Source organism: Archangium sp. Cb G35, from assembly GCF_001896145.1.
GTDB lineage: Bacteria > Myxococcota > Myxococcia > Myxococcales > Myxococcaceae > Archangium > Archangium violaceum.
On record NZ_MPOI01000004.1, the window covers coordinates 721,119 to 740,547 of the forward strand.

Below are 19,429 nucleotides of genomic sequence, written 5' to 3' on the forward strand. Positions count from 1 at the left end.
GTATCGTCCGCGGGATACTACCCCGTCTATCCGAGAAGCGGCGCACGGACTCCCTCGGCCACCCGCCAGCACACGCCCTCGAGACCAAGCTCCCGCGCGAGCTGCTCCACCATCTGGCCGTAGTGCTCCTGCACCCACTGGCGGAAGTGCGCGTCCGGCACCTCGAGCACCAGGCGGCCGTCCTCCACCCCCACCGCACGGGCCTGGGCCAGCCATGTCAGGGCGTACCGCTTCCCATGGTCGTGCAGCCACGCGAGGCACTCCCGCCAGTGGCGGCCCGCCTCCGTGGACACGTCCACGGACGGTGCACCGGACAGCTCGGATGGATCCTCCCGCTTCACGGGCTCGAGGTAGCGGCTCCAGACCCGGGGCGTACAGAACGCCTGCGCCGTGCAGCGGGGCTCCCGGCTGCGTCCCCAATCGGAGTGGAGGTACCCGCGCCACGCCTCCAGCAACCGTCCTTCGTTCCCGCCCACCTTGCGCAGGGCTCCGCGGTACCAACTCGCCCAGGCCTTGGGCTGCTCCTCCGAGGGGAGTCCGGGAAGTGCCCGGCCGCGCTCCTCCTGACATGTCTCGAAGAAGGCAGCCGCGACCCGGGCCGGAGACTCCTCCTCGACCGGGGACGGCTCGGATGCCGCGTCCTCGGACTCCGGAGCCCGCCATACGTCTCGCGGCGGAGAGGACACCGGCACCATGTGCGTTCCCGGCAGCGCGAGCTGGACGGGCGTGGCCTCCACTGGCACCACGGGCACGTCCTCGTCCGAGGGCGGGGAGACGGGAATGAGCCGTCCGCCCGACGCTCCCATCTCCAGTGCTGCTGCAGAAGAAGAAGTCTTCTTCTCACTCTCCTTCTCTTTTCTCTTTCTAGGAGAGGACGTCCCGGACGTGTCCACGGGACGTCCGGCGGACGCGCCCGCGGCCTTGGCAGCGCGCTCCCGGCGCTTGCGCTCGGCCTCCTTGCTCCTCTTCTCGAGGACTTGCACGTAGCGATCACAGAGGGTGAAGCGGACGCTATCCCCTTCCCGCACCAGGATCCCCGCGCGCAGCAGTGCATCCCAGAACGCGCCGGGAGCGCCCGTCCACCGGACCGCGCCCTCCACCGCCTCCTGCCACACCGCCTCGTCCATGGACATGTCCGCGGACGCGTCCGTGGACCGTCCTCCGGACAGTCCGAAGGGCTCGAAGCGTCCCGAGGGCAACGCCTGCACCGCCCAGATCTGCAGCTCCACCATGGCCCCCACGAAGGCCCGCCGCTCCATCCCCAGGGTGCGAGCAGCGCACACCACGGGGAGGCTCATGGGAAAGCCCACGTCCACCTGTACCCAGTCCAACCCGGCCATGCTCAACGCCTCCCCTGGGTCCGGCTCCTGGTGTCCACGTCCTGTTCCCCCGGCGTAGGGAACGCCGTGCCACCCTCCTCGAACACGAGAAGGCCGCACTGATCGGCGTGATCCATGCCCCGCGATCTGCGCCGTCCCATCCGCATCGTCTAGCCCCGGCTCCGCTGATCCGCCGGGCGTGAACGATCCGCGGAGCCGGAATATCGGCCCCCGCACGCGATACATGTAGCAGCCGCTACAGGGTGCTACAGGCCGCTACGCAAAACCTCCCCACCGCGCGCGAGGAGCGCCCGCGTTGGATCAGTCCGTGCCGCCGCTCTGCTGCTGCATCGACTTCAGCTTGATCGTCAGCCCCGCCCGGGCACTGTTGGGCTCGAAGTACGTGGTGTACGGCCAGTAGCCGTCCTTCTTCACGTCGATGCGGTGCATCCCCAGGCCCACCTGCAATCCGCTCGGCTTGCCACCGAAGTCGGTGCACACGCCCTGGAGCACCCCGTCCAGATGCACTTCGGCATCCTCGGGCTCGCACCGCAGCAACAGGTTGCCGTTGCGCGACCGCATGGCACGCATCAGCTCACGCGCCCGGTCCGCCGCCGCCGACTCCACCTGCTCGGGACCCGAGGCACACCCGAGCACCAGCCCCATCAGGGCCCACCACCCGCGACTCCGCTTCATCCTCGCCAGGGCCATCGTCCGCCTCTACTTGATGAGGATCGCCACCCGGCCCTCGGCCAGGAGACCCGGGTCCATCCCCTCGAGCGCCTTCGCCGCGTCCGGCCCCAGCAGCAGATCCGAGCCCTGAAGCCGCGACGCCTCGAGCACCAGCGGCTTCGCGCCCACCAGCTCCGACTTCCGGGCCGCCTCCAGGCTCTTGAAGAAGCCCGCCACGCCCGTGCTCTTCCGGGCCTCGGCGGACAGCGTCTCCAGGCCATAGAGGGACTGCCCGGACTCGTCGAGCACCCGCGGCGCCAGCACCGGCATCATGTCCAGCTTCCGTGCGTCCAGCACCAGCCCCGTGTGCTTCGCCCGCGCGTCCTTCTTCGTCCCGGCCGGTTTCGCCTCCGCCGGCTCCGTCGTCGCGGTCGTCGTGGTGCCAGCGGCGGGCGCCGGAGTCACCAGCACCGAGGTCAACGCCCCGAGCGGCACCTCCACCTCCATCTGCACGCCGCTATCGGAGAAGTAGCGCTTCTGGACGACCTTGTAGCCGCGCAGCACGTCTTCGATCTGGCGGCGGGTCTCCTCGCGGGCCATCTCCTCGCCCACGGTCCTGTCCGCGCGCAGACGCAGGCCCTTCACCTGCTCCAGCAGATCCGCGAAGGCATCCTCCTTCGCCGAGCGCTCCGCGCCCAATCTCGCCTGGGACGGGTTGGAGGCCTTCACATCCGGCGGTCCATCCCCCGTCACCCGGAGGACCTGCCGCTGCCAATCCACCCCGTTGCCCTGCGCCAGTGCCGACAGCGGAACCGCCAGCACGAGCGCCCACAGTGCACGCCTCACGTGAATCCTCCCCGCTCCTGTTTCGAGGCACCGGATTCAACCGGCCCACTCCAAGCCAGGTCAAGGAAGGCCCGCCCGCCCACCTGCCAACGGAGCGCGGCTCAGTGTGCCTGCGTGCTGCGTGTCACGTAGTCATCAATCAACTGGCGGTGCCGCTGGGTGAGCAGCGTGAAGCGCACGCCCGAGCGCTCGTCCTGGCGCGCCCCGGCCTCCACCCACTCGCGCACCACCTCGCCCTCGGCGTAGATGACCTCGGTGGAGCCGGGAAGCTGGAACTGGAGCCCCACCCGCCGGGAGTCCTGCTCGGGTTCGAGCAGACGCGCCAGGCTCACGCCCTCGTGGCTGATGTCGGCGGCGCGCGCCATGTACGGCACGCCCCCCATGTACTTGTTCAGGTAGATGTCGAGGGGAACCCGCGCGTTCTTCCGCTTGTCGCTCATCTCTCTCGCCCTCCGGGTGGCCGGAGCCGCTACAGGACGCATCAGCGCCGCAGCAACCTGTGGCGAGGGTAGGAGCATCCGGCCGGAGGGCAAGAAAACCGCCAGCGGGAAGAGACGGGCGGACCTATTGTTCCGCTGCCACTGAGAAAGGCGGAGACACATGCGATTGGGAATGTTGGGAGCGGTCATGCTCGCCCTCACCGGGCTCCAGGCGAACGCGCAGGAGCTCAAGACCGAGGAAGAGAAGACGATCTACTCGCTGGGCCTGTCGATCGGCCGGAGCGTCAAGATGTTCGACCTGAGCCCGGCGGAGCTCGAGCTCGTCAAGAAGGGCATGACGGACGCGGCCACGGGTGCCAAGCCGGCGGTGGACTTGGAGAAGTACGGGCCCAATCTGCAGCCGCTCGCCAAGAGCCGGCAGGAGCGCGCCGGTCAGAAGTTCCTGGAGACGGCCTCCAAGGAGAAGGGCGCCACGAAGCTGCCCTCGGGCGTCATCTACAAGGAGATCAAGGCCGGCACGGGTTCCAGCCCCAAGGCGACCGACACGGTGAAGGTGAACTACCGCGGCACCCTCATCACCGGCACCGAGTTCGACAGCTCGTACAAGCGTGGCGAGCCCGCTGAGTTCCCCCTCAACGGCGTCATCCCCTGCTGGACCGAGGGCGTGCAGAAGATGAAGGTGGGCGGCAAGTCGCAGCTCGTGTGCCCGGCGAAGGTGGCCTACGGCGACCAGGGCTCGCCTCCCACCATCCCGCCCAACGCCACCCTGGTGTTCGAGATCGAGCTGCTCGGAATCGGCGGCCAGGGCGCGGACGTGCCCCGGGCGGATCCGCAGCCGAAGAAGTAGGCAGTCCCGGGTGGGGGGCGGAGCACACGTCCCCCACTCCGCCGCTCACGAGGCGGCTAGAAAGCGGTCTTCACCGTGGGCCCGGGCACGGTGATGGACATGGGATGGGCCCTGACGCTCCACGAGGCCGGGCCCTGGAGGCGGAACGGGAAGCGCTCCGACCACTCCTCCACCCGGAGTCCTCCCGGCGCGAGCCGTGCACTCATCCACCCCATGAAGGTGGTCCACCCGCCCGGGGCTCCTCCGACGCCGGGCATGGGCACCGGGAGCGGGGGCCAGAAACCCGGGCGCTGATCCATCCCGAACGTGGCGATGGGACCCGAGGCATCCGCCACCCGCACGCGCCCCTCCTCCCAGGTGAAGGTGGCCAGCTCCTTCGGGAGGCGCCACATGCGGCGGCCGCCCCAGAGCGAGGCCTCGCTGGTCACCCAGATATGGGGGATCCACAGGCCCACGTGCAGGCCGTGCCGCACCAGCGGGCCCACCATCAGCTCGTCATACTGGAGCGTGCCCGCGCGGTAGCGCATCAACACCACCATGGCCATGCGCGAGGAGAGCAGCGGCTTCCAGGGTGCCGGGCAGGGAACGTCCCGGTCCGCCTTCACCAGACCTCCCCAGCACTCCCCGCTCATCCGCCAGGGGGCGGGCGGAAAGGGGACCTCGGCCAACTCGGACGGCTGCATCATGAAGGAGCTCCTGTATGGATTCAGGCGGCCTCGAGCATGGTAACCCGCGCCTCCTGCTGCGCGAGCGGCGTCTGTGCACGCTGGGCGGCCGCCCATCTCGTCACCATCACCGCGTAGAGCAGATCCACCAGGAAGATGGACGCGCAGACGAAGTGCAGGAAGGAGAGGCTGGGCAGCCAGGGCTCGGCGAGTCCGATGACGTAATGACACTCGATGGACGTGCCGAGCGTCCCCACCAGCTTCAACCACGCCGCTGGCACCGACAGCCCGCGGCCTCCCTGGTTGCGGCGCTCGAAGAAGAAGAAGATGAAGGCCACGCTCATGATGAGGTTGATCATGAACGCGCCCACCAGCGCCAGGATGTCCCGGTACTGGAGATAGAAGGTGTAGAGCCCGATGCCTCCCATCACCGTGGTGACCGCCACGATCGGATGGAAGTAGCGGCGCACCTCGGGGATGCGCTGCAACGAGGCCCCGTAGCGCAGCAGCTGGTAGACGATGATCACATCCACGAAGAACCAGATGCGATCGAACGCATGCCACAGCGGCACGGGATTCGGGATGACCCAGGACGCCAGGAACTCCCAGGCGAAATTCAGACAGATGGCGACCAGGGGTAGCCCAGGAGCCCGATCCCTGAATCCCTGCCGGATGGCGAAGACATAGGCGATGATCCAGAAGACGCAGCCGATCTCCCCGATGATGTTGAACCAGGAGAAGGGATCGAAGGCTCGCGGATCCACTCCTGCCGTCAGGGCGCTCAGTTCATCGGTGGGACTCAAGGACTTTCTCGCCAGCAGGGGCCCGGCTGTTCACGCCGGGCCCGATCAGGTGAGAATCCATACAACATCCGGTTGGAGCTGAACACCCGGGACCGGGCCCCGAGCCATCAGCGGGCGAGCGCGGCTTCGGTGGCTCGCAGCAGCGGCTCGGCGCTCACCGGAGCACCCGTGGCGTTCGTCATCCACACGTCCGGGGTCAACGCGCCCTGGCTCGCCATCCGCTCGAACTCCGCCCCCAGGTTGCCTGCCTTCTTCAGGTGCTCCTCCATCTGGAAGGAGATCAGGTGCCCCAACGGATAATCAGCCAGGTACAGGGGATAGGAAATCATGTGGCTGTAGATGCCGAGCAGCGGCGTCCCCTGCCCTCCCAGCACCGGAGCGTAGTACCGGTCCCACGTCTCCCGGGCGATGCGCACCACCGCCTCGCGCAACTGCGCGGGCGTAGCGTCCGGGTGCTCGTAGAGCCAGTGCCACACGGCGACGTCCACCAGCGCCACCCCGGCGATCTCCCACGTCTGCCAGAAGTCGTTGAGCACCCGCTCGCGTTCGCTGGCCGCGTCCGGCTTCGCCTGTCCCAACAGCTCCAGGTCCCTCGCCTGGAAGACGAAGGCCAGCGCCTCGGTGAAGGCGCTGTTGGGCACGCCCGTCAGCAACGTGTGGTCCACCGAGTAGAGCGAGAACACCTGCTCCACGTTGTGCCCCAGCTCATGCACGGCGATGTTGTAGCCCTTGTAGTCCATGCCCTGGGGGCCCACCCGCGTGCGCAGCCGGGGGAAGTCCCCGCGCCGCATCGCCTGCATCGCATGCCCCGCCCCACGCGAGGCATCCACCCGGATGTGCGCCGCCAGGAAGGCCGCCTTCTCCTTCGAGAAACCCAGCCCCTCGAGGATGCGCGGCAGATCCCTGGCGAACGCATCCGCCGTCGGGTAGCGCTGGCGCGTCAGCGTGTTCAGCTGGTCCTCGGACAGCTTCCCGCTCGCCTTGAAACCGGCGTACCACAGGTCCTGCGGCTCCAGCTTCCGGCCCAGCCGGGACTCGATCTCCTTCGCCACCCGGGGCACCAGCGGCGACGCCAGCACCTGCTCCAGCAACGCCTTCACCCGGGCCTCGGGCAGCTCGCGCCCCAGCTCGAAACTGCGGGCCACGGCCGTGGGCGCCACTGGCACATACGGATCCTCCATCCGCGCCGCGTGGAACTGCGCGAGCAGCTTCGCGTAGCGCACGTCCTCCTCGCGCTTGCCATCCAGCACCACCGGACGCTGGGGCGCGTCCTTCTCCACCTCGCTGGCCGGCGCTTCCTTCACCTCGTTGGTGAACGGATTCCAGTCCACCCGCGGGTTGTCGATGACCGCCGCGGGGATGCTCTGCGTGACGATTCGCTCCATCACCTTGACGATCATCCGCTGCTTCGCCACGCCCTCGGGATCCGCGTAACGGGACTTCAGCTCGTCACGCAGGTTCCAGTGGCTGATCAGCCGCATCCCCGAGGGGAAGAGCCGGCGCCCCTGCTCGTCCAGCAGGTGGTGCATCCAGACGTTGTACTCGGCGATGTAGAGGTCCGCGTCCGCGCCCGCCCGCGAGGAGGCCTGCCGCACCTCCGCGGGCACGCGGCTGTTGAAGCGGCCGGTGAGCCGGGCCTCGGCCCACTGGCGGCGCGTGTAGCCGGGGCCCTTCTCCATCCGCTCGGCCAGCGTGGTGAGTGGGAAGTTGAGCAGCGCCACGAAGCCCACCTTCGCCCGGAAGAGATCCTCGGTGACGTGCGCCGCCGGGTCATACGCGGCCAGCAGCGGATCCACCGGCAGCAGCGGCCCGAGGTCCAGGTCCGTGGGACGCCGCAGCTCCCGGTTGATCTCATGAAGGTTGCCATCGAGCTGCTCGAAGGCCGTCTCCAGCCGGGACAGGGTGGCGTCGAGCTGCTTCTCGCCGGTGATGAAGTGCTCGCGCACGAAGGCGGCCAGGTCCCCGTCCTCGCCGTGCCACAGCGAGGCTACCTGGTCCACACCCCGCTCGATGCGGGCCCGCTGCGCCTCGCCATGACGGGAGACGAGCTCGGCCTTCAGGGCCGGGAGATCGGCGGTGTGCTTCATGGGACGGACCTCCGCGGGCGGAGCACCCGCTGGAACAGGGGACGGGCCGGACGCGCAACCGAGCGCGGCCAGCAACGGAAACAACGCGGCACGCTTCATGAGAAACCTGGACGGTGAGAGGGACACGCGAGGACTCCAGACATGAAAAAGGGCCCGGCCCCAGAGGGACGGACCCTTTTCAGGAACAACGTACGAAACCAGCTGGAATCAGACGGCGCGGACGTTCTGCGCCTGCAGGCCCTTCGGACCGCGGCCCACCTCGAACTCCACCCGCTGGCCTTCGGCCAGGGTGCGGAAGCCATCCATGTTGATGGCGGAGTGGTGGCAGAACACGTCCTCGCCACCGCCATCCTGCGTGATGAATCCGAACCCCTTCGCATCGTTGAACCACTTCACGGTACCAGTCGCCATTTGCTCTTCTTCTTTCAGACAGACGGGCGCGGAAATCTGCCGCCCGGCCTGGCCGGTCGATACCCAGCCAGGCGAGCACGAATTTTAGGCGGGGCCGCCAACCCTGTCTACTCCTGGCGAGCCCCTACCACCCGCACTTCTGGCCCTTGTTCTGCTCCTGGAGCCAGGTGCGCAGCGGAGCGAAGTACTCCAGCATCGCCGAGGCATCCATCTCCCGCTCACCGGTGAGGGCCTGGAGCGCATCCGGCCAGGGCTTGCTGGCACCCATCTCCAGCATGGCCTGCAGGCGGCGGCCGGCCTCCTTGTTGCCGTAGATGGAGCACTCGTGGAGGGCACCCTTCTGGCCCGCGGCCTGGCAGAGCGCGCGGTGGAACTGGAACTGGAGGATGCGCGCCAGGAAGTAGCGCGTGTAGGGGACGTTGGCGGGGACGTGGTACTTGGCGCCCGGATCGAAGTCACTCTCGGTGCGCTCCACCGGGGCGCGCACGCCCTGGAACTTCTCACGCAGCGCCCACCAGGACTTGTTGTAGTCCTCCGGCTTCACCCGCCCGGAGAAGACCTCCCAGCGCCACTGGTCCACCAGCAGGCCGAAGGGCAGGAATGCCACCTTCTCCATGGCGTCCTTCATCTGCAGGTTGATGAGGCCCTTGTCTCCCTTGGGGACCTCCTTCAGCAGGCCCACCTGCTTGAGGTAGCCCGGGGTGATGGAGAGGGTGAGCGCATCGCCGATGGCCTCGTGGAAGCCGTCATGCGCGCCGGCCTGATAGAGCACCGGAAGCTTGTAGTAGTACGTGTAGTAGTAGTCGTGGCCCAGCTCGTGGTGGATGGTGACCAGATCCTCCTCGGTGGGCTTGATGCACATCTTGATGCGCACGTCGTTGTCGTAGGTGATGTCCCAGGCGCTGGCGTGGCACACCACCTCGCGGTCCCTCGGCTTGGTGAACTGCGAGCGCTGCCAGAACGTCTCCGGCAGCGGCTTGAGCCCCAGCGAGGTGAAGAAGCTCTCGCCCATCTTCACCATGCGCAGGGCGTCGTAGTTCTGCCGCTTCAGCTCGGCGTCCACGTCCAGACTGGGCTGGCCCTTGTAGGGCTCCACCATGGAGTAGATGTTGTTCCACTCCTGGGACCACATGTTGCCGAGCAGGTGCGCGGGAATGGGCTTGCCGGCGGGCACCTTGTCCTCGCCGTACTGCTTCGCCAGCCGGGCGCGCACGTAGCAGTGCAGATCGTCATAGAGGGGCTTCACCTGCCCCCACAGCCGCTGGGCCTCCTTCTCGAAGGCCTCGGGCGGCATGTCGTAGTTGGAGCGCCAGAGCGCGCCCGTGTCCGCGAAGCCGATCTCCTGGGCGCCCTCGTTGGAGAGCTGCACCAGCCGCTGGTAGAGCGGGCGCATCGGCGTCGAGATGGTGTGCCAGCCCGTCCACGCCTCCAGCAGCTCGTCATAGTTGCGGCTCTTGGCCATCACATCGGACAGATCGCCCAGGTCCTTGCACTGCCCCTTGCCATCCTTGCCGCAGTACTTGCCCTTGCCGTAGATGCCATCGAGCTTCGCGGCGATACCGGCCAGCTCCGCGCGCTTCTGCGCATCGCTCGGCGCGGGCAGCGTGGAGGACACCCGCAGCAGGTGCAGCGTGCGCGAGGTGTCCGCGTCCAGGCCCTGCACGTCCTTGAAGCGCGCGGCCTCCTTGATGGCCTGGCTGACGTAGGCCAGCACCTCCTCGTTGACCAGGGCGGCGTTCCGCTCGGTGTCATCGGTGATGTGCGTGGACTTGATCCAATCCGCCGTGGCCTGCCGCGTCCACAGACGCTTGAGATCTTCGTTCACCCGGGTGGCGAACTGACGCGCGTCCTCGGCGGTGGCCGGCGCGGCTTCGGCGGGCTTCTGCGGCTCCGCGGCGGGCGCGGCGGCGGCGGGGCGCGTCTCCTCGGGAGAACCCGTGGTGGAACCATGGGCCGAGGACGTACAGCCAGGAGAGGCGATGAGCGGGACGACCACGAGGGCCGCACGCACGAGGGACTTGACGGGAGAGGTGCTGTTCATGTCGGGGCGCAACCGTAGAGGAAGGCCCTCGGGCAACGCACCTTCAAAGTGACGGGATGTTCACGGCTGGGGAGCCGCCCCGGGCGACAGGACCGCCGCGTTTTGACGCAGTGCGAAGAGCGCCAGGTCCTTGTCCTTGGCCTCCAGCATCAGATCCGCCGGGCCGTCCAGCGCCGCCAGCACCGCCTGGAAGTCCGCCGGATCGATCCGGTCCGCGTGAGCCCCCGGCCTGCCGTCTGGCTTCTGGCTCGCCAGGTGGAACTTGGGCCTCAAGTCCAACGCGCGCCACGAGGCCGCCGATTCGCGCAGCAACTCCTCCAACGGCATCTCGGGCGTGGAGGGCTCGATGCGGTTGTGCAGGTTGTCCGCGAGCCAGGGCAGCCCGTGCTCCCGGGCCAGCGGGGCGGCCTCGCGCGCGCTCCAGATCTTGTCGTCGTGCTCGATGACGAGCCGGTTGCGCAGCTCCTCGGGCATGGCGTCCAGCATGCGGTGCGCGTTGTCCAACGCCTCGGGCCGGCTCGGCGCGGCCCCTCCGAGATGAAGCACCACGCGCGACTCGGGGCCCTGTCCGAGCAGATCCAGGATGCGGGCGCTGTAGCGCAGCTCGGCGATCGCGGCGTCACGGACCCGCTGGTGCACGGACGTCAGCGAGGCCGCCGCGGGCGAGGGGTGCAAGGACAAGCGCTGGCGGGAACGCCGGGCGATATGCCCCAGACGATCGAAGTCACGCGCCCACTTCTTCCACCACGGGAGCATGTTGACGGGATGCGAGCCGAACGGGATGAGTGACGAGCCGATGCGGAACAACTCGATACCGCGTGCCTCGTTGAAGAGGAGGAGCTGCTCGAGTTCGGAGAGGTTCAGCTCGATGAGCTCCTCGAGCCGCTGGGGCGTGGCGCCGGCCAGCCGGCAGGTATGGCTGGCCCCCAGCCCGAGCGAGAGGCAGTTGGCGACGTAGCCGAGACGGTAGGAAGAGAGTCCTTCTTGCACCCCTCTAGGATTCGTACGGCGAGCGAAACGTCTCACTGGCCCGCCAGACCTGACCGCCGGGCATCCGTGCAACCGTCGTCCCCCCACCCTCCCTCGCCCTCCGGGAGAGGGCCGGGGTGAGGGTATCGCGCGTCCCGGGTTGAGCCCGTGAGATGCACCCGTGGTAAGAGGGGCCCCGATGTCCCTGCTCCACCGTGCCATCCCCGCCCTGTTGCTGTCCTCCCTGCTCGCCTGTGGTCCGAGCGACCCCGAGGACTGCTCCCGCTACGGCATTTCCCTGTCCCCACCACCCGCGAGCGCTAGACACCTCACCTGTTCGAGCACCGCGTGCGGAGACGGGCAGAACCCGCCCACGAGCGGGGACCACTGTGGCGACACGCTGCGCTGCCGGGTCCACGACACCGAGCAGAACCGGTGCGTGTGGCTGCACAACCTGGAGCACGGGCACGCGGTCTTCCTCTACAACTGCCCCGAGGGCTGCCCCGAGATCGTCGCCACGTTGGAATCGCTGCGTCAGGAGGCGAAGAAGGGCAGCAACGGAGCCATCCGCGCCCTCGTCGCCCCGGACTCGCGGATTCCCACGCGCGTGGCCGCCCTGCTGTGGCGGCGCTCCTGGGGCGCGAACGAGCCAGACGCGAACGCCATCCGCTGCCTCCTGCAGCACCAGGACGCCGAAGCCCCCGAACCCGAGCTCGCCTGCCTGCCATGAGTTCCTCCCCCACCTCCGAGCGCGTCCGCGCCATCGACTGGCTGCGCGGCATCGCCGTGCTGTTCATGGTCCAGTGCCACGCGCTGGTGCTGCTGACCCCCGAGCTGCGCCAGAGCAAGACAACGAAGTACCTGCTCATGATCGACGGGCTGGTGGCTCCGTCCTTCCTCTTCGCCGCGGGCTTCGCGCTCGCCATGCTGCTGGTCCGCAGCGCCGCGAGCGGCAAACGGGGCGAGCGGCTCGGGCGCAACCTGCGACGGGCCCTGCAGGTGCTCGGCGTGGCCACGCTGGTCAACTGGATGTGGTTCCCCCTGTTCCGGGAGCCGAAGTGGCTGGTGCGCCTGGACATCCTCCACTGCGTGGGGCTGTCGCTGCTGATCGTCCTGCCGGTGGCCGCCTGGCTGGCCTCTCGGCCGCGGGTGCTGCGGGGCGTGGCGCTGGCGCTGGCGCTCATCGTCTTCTTCCTCTCGCCGCTGGGCGAGGCCGCGCAGGGGCCGTGGGCCTACGTGCTCAACAAGTCCACTGGAGCTGTCTTCCCCCTGCTGCCGTGGCTCGGCTTCACGTGGCTCGGAGCGTACGCGGGGGCTGTTGCCGGCGAGCAGGGCCGCGCGGGACTCGTCCGGGCCCTGGTGTTCCTCGTGGGGCTCGGGTTCGCGGGCTGGATGGCGGCGGAGCCCCTCCGCGACATGTACCCGGAGCACCGCTTCTTCGTCACCAACCCCTCCAACGCGGCCGAGCGCTGGATGTGGGTGAGCCTCCTGTTGCTCGGGCTGATGGAGCTGGAGCGGCGGACGGCATCCACGGGAGAGCCCTCCCGGATACGGCGCTTCGTGGAGACGTTCGGCACGTCGTCCATGTCCGCGTACTTCTTCCACGAGGCGCTGCTCTACTTCCACATCTTCGGCTTCTCCTTCGAGAAGATGTGGGGAGGCCGCAGCGGCTGGGGCCAGTACACGCTGCTGACGGTGGCGCTGATCGGCCTGACGTACGGGCTGTGCGTCGGGTTGGATGCGGCCCAGAACGCGATGCGCCGGGCGGGCCGGTTCCTCGTGGAGACGCTCCGCGGGGGCTTCGGGGAAAAAATCGCCCGATCGGAATAAACCCAAATCGAGGCTGGTGCGTTCCGAGCGTCCGTTCCCACGGAAACAACCGGAGCGCACATGTCCTCGACCAAGCTGAACCGCCGCCTGACCCGCTGGGGGAGCGCCGCCCTCGCCCTGAGCCTCGTCCCCGCCTGTAGCTACGCGCCCGGTACGAGGGCGTCCGCCGATGCCGCGCCGTCGGTCGCGTGGCAGTCCCAGACGCACGAGGTCTCGAAGGGCGAGGCCGCCCCCGCCCCGGAAGAAGCCGGGCCCGCGCAGGACGAGGCCGCGGCCGGGGCCGGAGTCGCTTCGGCGGACGATTCAGCGCGCGAGAAGTCCAAGGATTTCGCGGCGAAGGCCGACGTCGCCCGGGCAAGCCCGAAGAAGCCGACGATCACCCCGGCCGCTCCGCAGCCCTCGCGCGTCATGCCGCCAACGGTGGACATATCCGTCGCGGGCGCCCCCCACACGCCGCCTCCGCCTCCGCCTCCGCCCCCTGCTCCAGCGAAGAGGATGGCCGCGGGGAGCGTGGCCATGCAGCCGCAGCCCGCGGAGCCCCCATCGCAGGGCAACAGCTTCACCCACCACGCCGCCAATGCCTTCACCGAGACGGCCACGGATCGGTTCTCCACCTTCGCGGTGGACGTGGACACGGCGTCGTACGCGGTGTCGCGCCGCTACCTCAACCAGGGGGCCCTGCCGCCGCACGCGGCCGTCCGGGTGGAGGAGTTCGTCAACTACTTCAAGTACCGCTACACGCCGCCCGAGCAGGGCGCCTTCACGGTGCACCTCGAGGGAGCGCCCTCGCCCTTCAACGCGAACCGCCACTTCGTGCGCGTGGGCGTGCAGGGAAAGATCGTCTCGCGCTCGCAGCGCAAGCCCGCGCACTTGGTCTTCCTGGTGGACACCAGCGGCTCCATGAGCCAGCCGGACAAGCTGCCGCTGGCCAAGGAGGCGATGAAGCTGGCGGTGAAGAACCTCAACGAGAACGACACGGTGGCGCTCGTCACCTACGCGGGCAGCACGCGGGACGTGCTCTCGCCCACGCCGGCCACCAACCTGGAGGCCATCTACAAGGCCATCGACACGCTGGAGTCCGGCGGCGGTACGGCCATGGGCTCGGGCATGCAGATGGCCTACAAGCACGCGGTGAAGAAGGCCTCGGGCAACGCGGTGTCGCGCGTGGTGGTGCTCACGGACGGTGACGCGAACATCGGCCCCAACGTCTCCGCGGACTCCATGCTCAACAGCATCCAGGGGTACGTGAAGGAGGGCGTCACGCTGTCCACCATCGGCTTCGGCATGGGCAACTACCGGGACGATCTGATGGAGAAGCTGGCCAACAAGGGCAACGGCAACTGCTTCTACATCGACAGCTACAAGGAGGCGAAGAAGGTCTTCGAGGCGCAGCTCACCGGGACGCTGGAGGTCATCGCCAAGGATGTGAAGCTCCAGGTGGAGTTCGACCCGAAGGTGGTGAACCGCTACCGGCTGGTGGGCTACGAGAACCGGGACATCGCGGACAAGGACTTCCGTGACGACAAGGTGGACGCGGGAGAGATCGGCGCGGGCCACAGCGTGACGGCGGTGTACGAGGTGGAGCTGACGGGTGAGAAGGCGCCGCTGGGCACGGTGCGCATCCGCGCCAAGGCGCCCAACGGCACCGAGGCGGCCGAGCAGGCCTTCCCGGTCGAGCAGAAGATGATGAAAGCGACGCTGGATGGGGCCTCGCCGGACTTCCGTTTCGCGGTGGCGGTGGCGGCCACGGCGGACGTGCTGCGCGGCAGCCCGAGCGCCCAGGGTTGGAACTTGGCCACGGCGCAGAAGCTCGCCGAGGGCGCCATCGACGGTCAGTCGGACCGCGAGGAGTTCGCGAAGCTGGTGGTCCGGGCGCGCGGCCTGCTGGGCAACTCCATGGCTCGCGACAACCGCTGAGCCAATAGAGACAGGAAGCGGCGGGTTCGATTCCCGCCGCCTCCACTAGAAGTTACCCGCCGCTCTGAGCCGCGCCCCCACCTGTCGAGGGGGCGCGGTTTGCATTTGGGGACCAAATCGGGCTCCCTGGGGTCCAAATTCGGACCAAAACGGAGCGCACGACGTGGGCAACAACAGGGTGTGGAGCGGGAAGTGGAAGGGGGGGCGGACGTTCGACGGGAAGGATGGTCGTCCGGTGTTCGTGCTGCGGAAGATGGTCCAGGGGCGGGCCTATACGGTCCACCTGGACGCCCGCAGCGAGACGGAAGCGGAAGCCGAGCTGGCCCTCTTCATGCGAGATCCAGAGGGCTACAGCACCAAGCGGGAGGCGCGGCAGCAGCAGCAGGAATCCGCCGTTTACCTCAACGCTGAGACCGTGGGCCGCTTCCTCGACTCCATGAGGCAGGCGAAGACCACGGAACGCTACCTGGGCAATGTCGGCTTCTACTTGGCGACCTGGGCGGAAGCTCTCTCGGGGAGGGACCTGCGCACCGTCACTCTCCAGGAACTGCTGCGGGAGTTGGCCCGGCACAAGACGGCCAGGAAGAACCGCATTACGGCGCTCAAGTCGTTTGCTTCTTGGTTGAGGGAGCAAGGGGCCCTCTCCCTGGCCGAAGACCCTACCGTGTCCCTCAAGGTGCCCGTGACCCGTCCCGAGAAGGCCGTGCGGGAGAAGGGTTACAGCATCGAGACCACCGAGCGGCTCTATCGAGCCATCAGCGGATGGGAGTTCACCAATTTCCAGCGGGAGTCCACGCGGCGCACGACCGACGTGCAGTGTGTGCGCGACGTGCTGTGCATCCACGCCAAGACCGGAATGCACGGCACGGAGATAGAGCGGTTGGCCAGGGGGGAGGGCAAAGTTGCCGTGTTCGAGGACCAAGGCGAGATCGCCGCAACGGTGACCTTCATCCACAAGAGCGGAAACGTTCACCGTCAGAGTATCGACCGCCAGACCCTGGCGGCTGTGCAGCGGCTACAGGCGCGAGGGGCCGCGCCGGTTGATAGTCATATCCGCCGGGTTGTGGCTCGCGCCTGTGAAACCCTTGGAATCGAGCTGGTTCATTTCGGGGAGTACCGGCACAGCTTCGTTACCTGGGCTTCGGAGTGCGGCCAGGAGGTGAGGCCCAAGGCGGGAGGGCTCCCACTGGCCGCGATTGCCGCCGTGGTCGGCCATCATTCGGCAAACACAACCAAACGCTTTTACGACAACGTGAAGGTGCCCCCGATGATCAAGATTCCGCTCAAGCTGGAGCACCCCGGCGATCCGGCACTGTTGCCCGTGCGGCGAGCGCAAATCAGGCTCGTCGAATCAGCTTAAGGATTTCATCCTTTTCCCCCCGCCCGGCGTTGCGCTGGGCGGGGCGCCGCTTGAGCTTGGGCGCTCGCTCACGTTTGAGCTTGGGCGCTGGCTCGTGGTCGATGCCGTCAATGAGAGCTTTGAGGCTGGGCAGGTCGATCATGGCCACCTTCCCAAGCTTCGGGGCACGACGGAGGGCGCCACTCCTCAAAAGCTCGAAGATGCGCGAGCGCCCGCATCCGAGCAGGTCCTGCGCGGCTTCGATGGAGATGGCCCGCACCGCTTGAGCGGGAGCCGTGTTGCTGAGCCGGTTCGTAATCTCGCGCACGGACTCGCGCAGGCCCCGCACTTCCTCGTAGAGCGCCCGCAGTAGGTCGGCCTCACCACTTGAGTCAGGGCGGGCCGATGGCTGCGCCCTGACCTCTGGAGCACCCTGCGCACCCGCAGAGGCGCATCCGCAGCAATCAGAGGCGTCCGCCCGCCCGCCAGCCGTGGAGGAAGCCCCCTCCGTACAAACGTCGATCTCCGCCATACCCGCCACCCGTCCAAACAACCAACCCCAACCAAACAACCCACCAGATTCACCGACAGGAGCGAAGGTGACACAACCCTGCGGGATGTGTCCAGGCTGCTAGCAGAGGGCCGCCGATGACTGACCTGCGCATAGACAGGCAACCAAGGAACGGGGGGCAACAGGCGAGGCAGGCCACCACGCGCCACCACCGGGGCCACCACGCGCCACCACCGGGGCCACCACGCGCCACCACCGGGGCCACCACGCGCCACCACCGGGGCCACCACGCGCCACCACCGGGGCCACCACGCGCCGCTGTTGTGAAGCGTCCAGGCAGGCCGCCCGAGGTTCGCGCCGGGCCCCGTGCTCTCCATCACGCCCGGGGCTCGGCTGCCACGCTGCTGGATCCTTCCGCCGTGCCCAAGGTTCGCGCCGTGCCCGAGCTTCGGCTGCCGGTGGGCTCCACGGGCCCGAGGCTCGGCTGCTGTCCTGGTGGCCGTCCGCCCCCCCTGGCGCACTCCACCGCGCCCGAGCTTCGGCTGCCGCACCTCGGCGCCGCTGTCGCGCGCCGATGCGCTCCACCGGCCCGAGCGCCGCGCCCTGTCCCTTGCGCCGTACTCGAGCACTCAGGAGCCGCGCCGAATCCCGGCACACTCCAGAGGCCCGGATTGCCGCGCAACCGGGGCGCCAGGTCGAAGCGGCCCCGGGCCAGCGGCAGCCGAAGCTCGGGCCCGGTGGAGGCCACCAAGGCACGGCAGCCGAGCCTCGGGCCGGTGGAGCGCATCAGCGGCGCGGTGGAGCACACCAGGGCGCGGCAGCCGAAGCTCGGACACGGCGGAGGGCACCAGAAGCACGGCGGGCCCCTCGTTCGGGGGAGGGGGGCAACGACGGCAGCCGAAGCTCGGGCGCGGTGGAGGGCGCCACCATGGGCGCACCTCGCCCCCTCCCGCTCACGTCGGGTTGCCGTGCCAACCCCCGCAGTCGGGTGGGGCTTCCCCCCCGCTGGCCCCGCATGTTACCTAGGGTTCATCCATCCCGGTAAACAGAAGGTTTATCCGCTCTCCCGCTGTCCTCACCCCGAGGTGTCCATGCCGAACGCCCCCCATGCGTGCCGGATAGGGGCCCGTGTTGCCCGCGCCCGGCCCCGTCCGCTCCCGTCCGCCTTGCTGGCCGTGCTGCTGCTGTGTCCCGTTGCCTGCGCCAGTGGACAACGCCCCGAGGTGTTCCGCGCCATGCGGGACGCGCTCGCGCAGTTGGACGACTTCGGCGCGCTGCTGCTGGAGGCCGGACTACCGGCGGACACGCTGCCCACCGGCCCGGAGTTGACGCCCGAGGAGGCCACCCGGCTGCGGGTCTCCTTCGGCCTGTACCCGTCCACCTCGCGCACCTTCGGCCCGAGGCTCGTTGCCGAGGTACTGCTGCGGGAAGTCATCGCGGGCGGCGCTCCTGTCATGCGCTCCGCCCTGGACGCTCGCCTGCTGCACTACCAACACCTGCGGGTGATGGGCCCTGATGGTTTCCTCTCCGCCGCCCTCACCGGCACCCCCGCGCAGTGCGTGGGCCCGGTGGAGGTGAGAAACGGCGTCCTGCGGGCGGGCGAATTCGAGGTGGGTGGCTTCTACTCGCCCGATGGAAACGGCGGCTGGGTACACGTCGTCTTTCGTCCCGCTGGCGAGCGCACCCCGTAACCCGTACCCGAAGACTTCCCAAAGACAGGAGTTTCCCATGCCCTCRACGCCAAGAGAAACGCCCCGGCGCGACAGTCCYCGCCGCTACGCCGTCAAATCGGAAGACTACCGTTTCACCTTCGAGGCGGGCGAATACCGTTACGAGGTGACGGAGCCGCTTGTACTCCATCCCTACTACGACACGCTTTTCATCGCATGGCGTCGGCTCCTCTCGGGCGGGCCGCGTCACATGGTCGARCTCAAGAAGGTGAACATGGTCCCCGGRCGCGACGCACGCGCCAGCGCACGGGAAGAGGTTCGCCTTGCMTCGCTGCTGCGTCACCCCAAGATTGCCCGCGTCCATGACTTCATCGTCAACAAGGGGATTCCCTATGTCGTCATGGAGCACATGAAGGGCTGTTTCCTCCTCACCGTCACACATGCGGCGGCGCTCGTGGAGAAGAGGCTTTCCCCTGCCTTCGCCGTCTACGTTGCCGCCGAGGTGGCGGACGCGCTCGAATACGCRCACAACGCCGAGGATGARACCGGGGCGCCGCTCCGGCTCGTACACCGGGCCGTGGGGCCCCTGCGYATCCGGCTTGGGGCGGATGGCCGCGTCAAGCTGTGCAACCTCGGAGCGGCCTATTCCGAGCTGGCCGGACGCATGGTCACCCCCCGCGACCTGCTGAGAGGAGATCCAGCCTATATCGCCCCGGAACTGCTGCGCTCCATGTGGGCAGCCCTCGAAAGCAAGACGGACCCACTCACCCCGAGGGAGCTTGACGGCAGGGCGGACATTTTCTCCCTCGGGTTGGTACTGCTGGAGATGCTGACGGCGAAATATCCGCTTGACCCGCTCGGACTGGTGCCGAGCCGTCCGGCGACGCACTTTCCCCAGGGCCTGCGCGCCGAGCGGCCGACATGGGTGGAGCTTGAGGTTTTGTTTAATCGCGTCCTCAGCTTCGGGCCCGAGGAGATAGAGCGCCAAGCGGATTTGGTCCCCGAGCCTTTGCGGAAAATCCTGGGCAAGGCACTACAGCCCAACCCGGAGAAYCGCTACAG

18 protein-coding genes are annotated in these 19,429 nt (G+C 68.3%); 7 read left to right on the forward strand and 11 right to left on the reverse strand.

What is annotated here, in order from left to right; translation table 11 throughout:
- Window positions 1-26: 26 nt before the first annotated feature.
- The 4 genes from BO221_RS16190 to BO221_RS16205 form a co-directional block, all read right to left on the reverse strand.
- Complete coding sequence (locus tag BO221_RS16190; protein ID WP_073561325.1) at window positions 27-1,340, reverse strand: DnaA N-terminal domain-containing protein; 1,314 nt, start codon at window positions 1,338-1,340, stop codon at window positions 27-29.
- 300 nt (window positions 1,341-1,640) lie between these two features.
- Window positions 1,641-2,015: a hypothetical protein gene (locus BO221_RS16195; RefSeq protein WP_143195477.1), complete on the reverse strand. Its 375-nt coding sequence runs from the start codon at window positions 2,013-2,015 to the stop codon at window positions 1,641-1,643.
- A gap of 24 nt (window positions 2,016-2,039) precedes the next feature.
- Window positions 2,040-2,837: an LPP20 family lipoprotein gene (locus BO221_RS16200; RefSeq protein ID WP_073561327.1), complete on the reverse strand. Its 798-nt coding sequence runs from the start codon at window positions 2,835-2,837 to the stop codon at window positions 2,040-2,042.
- 101 nt (window positions 2,838-2,938) lie between these two features.
- On the reverse strand, window positions 2,939-3,277 hold the full coding sequence (locus BO221_RS16205) for a PilZ domain-containing protein (protein WP_073561328.1): 339 nt from the start codon (window positions 3,275-3,277) through the stop codon (window positions 2,939-2,941).
- A 187-nt stretch (window positions 3,278-3,464) separates the two neighbouring features.
- Here BO221_RS16205 and BO221_RS16210 point away from each other — a divergent pair, with 187 nt between their 5' ends.
- The gene (locus BO221_RS16210) at window positions 3,465-4,124 is read left to right on the forward strand and encodes an FKBP-type peptidyl-prolyl cis-trans isomerase (protein WP_233166032.1); all 660 of its coding nucleotides are present in this window, start codon (window positions 3,465-3,467) and stop codon (window positions 4,122-4,124) included.
- Window positions 4,125-4,180: 56 nt separating this feature from the next.
- On the opposite strand, the gene BO221_RS16215 is transcribed toward BO221_RS16210, so the two are convergent.
- The 6 genes from BO221_RS16215 to uvsE form a co-directional block, all read right to left on the reverse strand.
- Complete coding sequence (locus BO221_RS16215; RefSeq protein WP_073561330.1) at window positions 4,181-4,810, reverse strand: acetoacetate decarboxylase family protein; 630 nt, start codon at window positions 4,808-4,810, stop codon at window positions 4,181-4,183.
- 20 nt (window positions 4,811-4,830) lie between these two features.
- Window positions 4,831-5,592, reverse strand: a complete 762-nt coding sequence (locus BO221_RS16220; RefSeq protein ID WP_073561331.1) for a hypothetical protein — start codon at window positions 5,590-5,592, stop codon at window positions 4,831-4,833.
- A 107-nt stretch (window positions 5,593-5,699) separates the two neighbouring features.
- Entirely contained in the window at window positions 5,700-7,778 is a 2,079-nt protein-coding gene (locus BO221_RS16225) for a hypothetical protein (RefSeq protein ID WP_198956126.1), read from the reverse strand.
- Between the two features lie 108 nt (window positions 7,779-7,886).
- On the reverse strand, window positions 7,887-8,090 hold the full coding sequence (locus BO221_RS16230; protein WP_043407630.1) for a cold-shock protein: 204 nt from the start codon (window positions 8,088-8,090) through the stop codon (window positions 7,887-7,889).
- A 124-nt stretch (window positions 8,091-8,214) separates the two neighbouring features.
- A complete protein-coding gene (locus BO221_RS16235; RefSeq protein WP_073561333.1) occupies window positions 8,215-10,131 on the reverse strand; it encodes a M2 family metallopeptidase in 1,917 nt (638 codons plus the stop codon).
- Between the two features lie 60 nt (window positions 10,132-10,191).
- On the reverse strand, window positions 10,192-11,121 hold the full coding sequence (uvsE, locus tag BO221_RS16240; protein ID WP_073561334.1) for a UV DNA damage repair endonuclease UvsE: 930 nt from the start codon (window positions 11,119-11,121) through the stop codon (window positions 10,192-10,194).
- 178 nt (window positions 11,122-11,299) lie between these two features.
- Here uvsE and BO221_RS16245 point away from each other — a divergent pair, with 178 nt between their 5' ends.
- From BO221_RS16245 to BO221_RS16260, 4 genes are all read left to right on the forward strand, one after another.
- Window positions 11,300-11,830 carry a DUF3105 domain-containing protein gene (locus BO221_RS16245; protein WP_073561335.1) on the forward strand — a complete coding sequence of 177 codons (531 nt, stop codon included), beginning with the start codon at window positions 11,300-11,302 and terminating at the stop codon, window positions 11,828-11,830.
- The gene (locus tag BO221_RS16250; protein WP_073561336.1) at window positions 11,827-12,930 is read left to right on the forward strand and encodes a heparan-alpha-glucosaminide N-acetyltransferase domain-containing protein; all 1,104 of its coding nucleotides are present in this window, start codon (window positions 11,827-11,829) and stop codon (window positions 12,928-12,930) included. Before BO221_RS16245 ends, BO221_RS16250 begins: the two co-directional genes overlap by 4 nt.
- A gap of 60 nt (window positions 12,931-12,990) precedes the next feature.
- On the forward strand, window positions 12,991-14,847 hold the full coding sequence (locus tag BO221_RS16255) for a von Willebrand factor type A domain-containing protein (protein ID WP_073561337.1): 1,857 nt from the start codon (window positions 12,991-12,993) through the stop codon (window positions 14,845-14,847).
- 235 nt (window positions 14,848-15,082) lie between these two features.
- Window positions 15,083-16,207 carry a hypothetical protein gene (locus BO221_RS16260; protein WP_073561398.1) on the forward strand — a complete coding sequence of 375 codons (1,125 nt, stop codon included), beginning with the start codon at window positions 15,083-15,085 and terminating at the stop codon, window positions 16,205-16,207.
- Here BO221_RS16260 and BO221_RS16265 read toward each other — a convergent pair.
- Window positions 16,185-16,718 (reverse strand): hypothetical protein, encoded by a 534-nt coding sequence (locus tag BO221_RS16265; RefSeq protein ID WP_073561338.1) that lies wholly within the window; start codon window positions 16,716-16,718, stop codon window positions 16,185-16,187. The genes BO221_RS16260 and BO221_RS16265 overlap by 23 nt on opposite strands.
- Before the next feature lie 1,070 nt (window positions 16,719-17,788).
- Between BO221_RS16265 and BO221_RS16270 the strand changes: the two genes are divergently transcribed.
- Both BO221_RS16270 and BO221_RS16275 read left to right on the forward strand, forming a co-directional pair.
- On the forward strand, window positions 17,789-18,388 hold the full coding sequence (locus BO221_RS16270) for a hypothetical protein (protein ID WP_143195478.1): 600 nt from the start codon (window positions 17,789-17,791) through the stop codon (window positions 18,386-18,388).
- Window positions 18,389-18,425: 37 nt separating this feature from the next.
- The coding region (locus BO221_RS16275; RefSeq protein ID WP_073561340.1) for a protein kinase at window positions 18,426-19,429 on the forward strand (1,004 nt) is incomplete at its 3' end.

Bases quoted from the DNA above. Each gene is read 5' to 3' on its own strand.
- BO221_RS16190 (WP_073561325.1), bottom strand. From the start codon at position 1,340: ATGGCCGGGTTGGACTGGGTACAGGTGGACGTGGGCTTTCCCATGAGC.
- BO221_RS16195 (WP_143195477.1), bottom strand. From the start codon at position 2,015: ATGAAGCGGAGTCGCGGGTGGTGGGCCCTGATGGGGCTGGTGCTCGGG.
- BO221_RS16205 (WP_073561328.1), bottom strand. From the start codon at position 3,277: ATGAGCGACAAGCGGAAGAACGCGCGGGTTCCCCTCGACATCTACCTG.
- BO221_RS16210 (WP_233166032.1), top strand. From the start codon at position 3,465: ATGCTCGCCCTCACCGGGCTCCAGGCGAACGCGCAGGAGCTCAAGACC.
- BO221_RS16215 (WP_073561330.1), bottom strand. From the start codon at position 4,810: ATGATGCAGCCGTCCGAGTTGGCCGAGGTCCCCTTTCCGCCCGCCCCC.
- BO221_RS16225 (WP_198956126.1), bottom strand. From the start codon at position 7,778: ATGAAGCGTGCCGCGTTGTTTCCGTTGCTGGCCGCGCTCGGTTGCGCG.
- BO221_RS16230 (WP_043407630.1), bottom strand. From the start codon at position 8,090: ATGGCGACTGGTACCGTGAAGTGGTTCAACGATGCGAAGGGGTTCGGA.
- BO221_RS16235 (WP_073561333.1), bottom strand. From the start codon at position 10,131: ATGAACAGCACCTCTCCCGTCAAGTCCCTCGTGCGTGCGGCCCTCGTG.
- BO221_RS16245 (WP_073561335.1), top strand. From the start codon at position 11,300: ATGTCCCTGCTCCACCGTGCCATCCCCGCCCTGTTGCTGTCCTCCCTG.
- BO221_RS16250 (WP_073561336.1), top strand. From the start codon at position 11,827: ATGAGTTCCTCCCCCACCTCCGAGCGCGTCCGCGCCATCGACTGGCTG.
- BO221_RS16255 (WP_073561337.1), top strand. From the start codon at position 12,991: ATGTCCTCGACCAAGCTGAACCGCCGCCTGACCCGCTGGGGGAGCGCC.
- BO221_RS16265 (WP_073561338.1), bottom strand. From the start codon at position 16,718: ATGGCGGAGATCGACGTTTGTACGGAGGGGGCTTCCTCCACGGCTGGC.
- BO221_RS16270 (WP_143195478.1), top strand. From the start codon at position 17,789: ATGCCGAACGCCCCCCATGCGTGCCGGATAGGGGCCCGTGTTGCCCGC.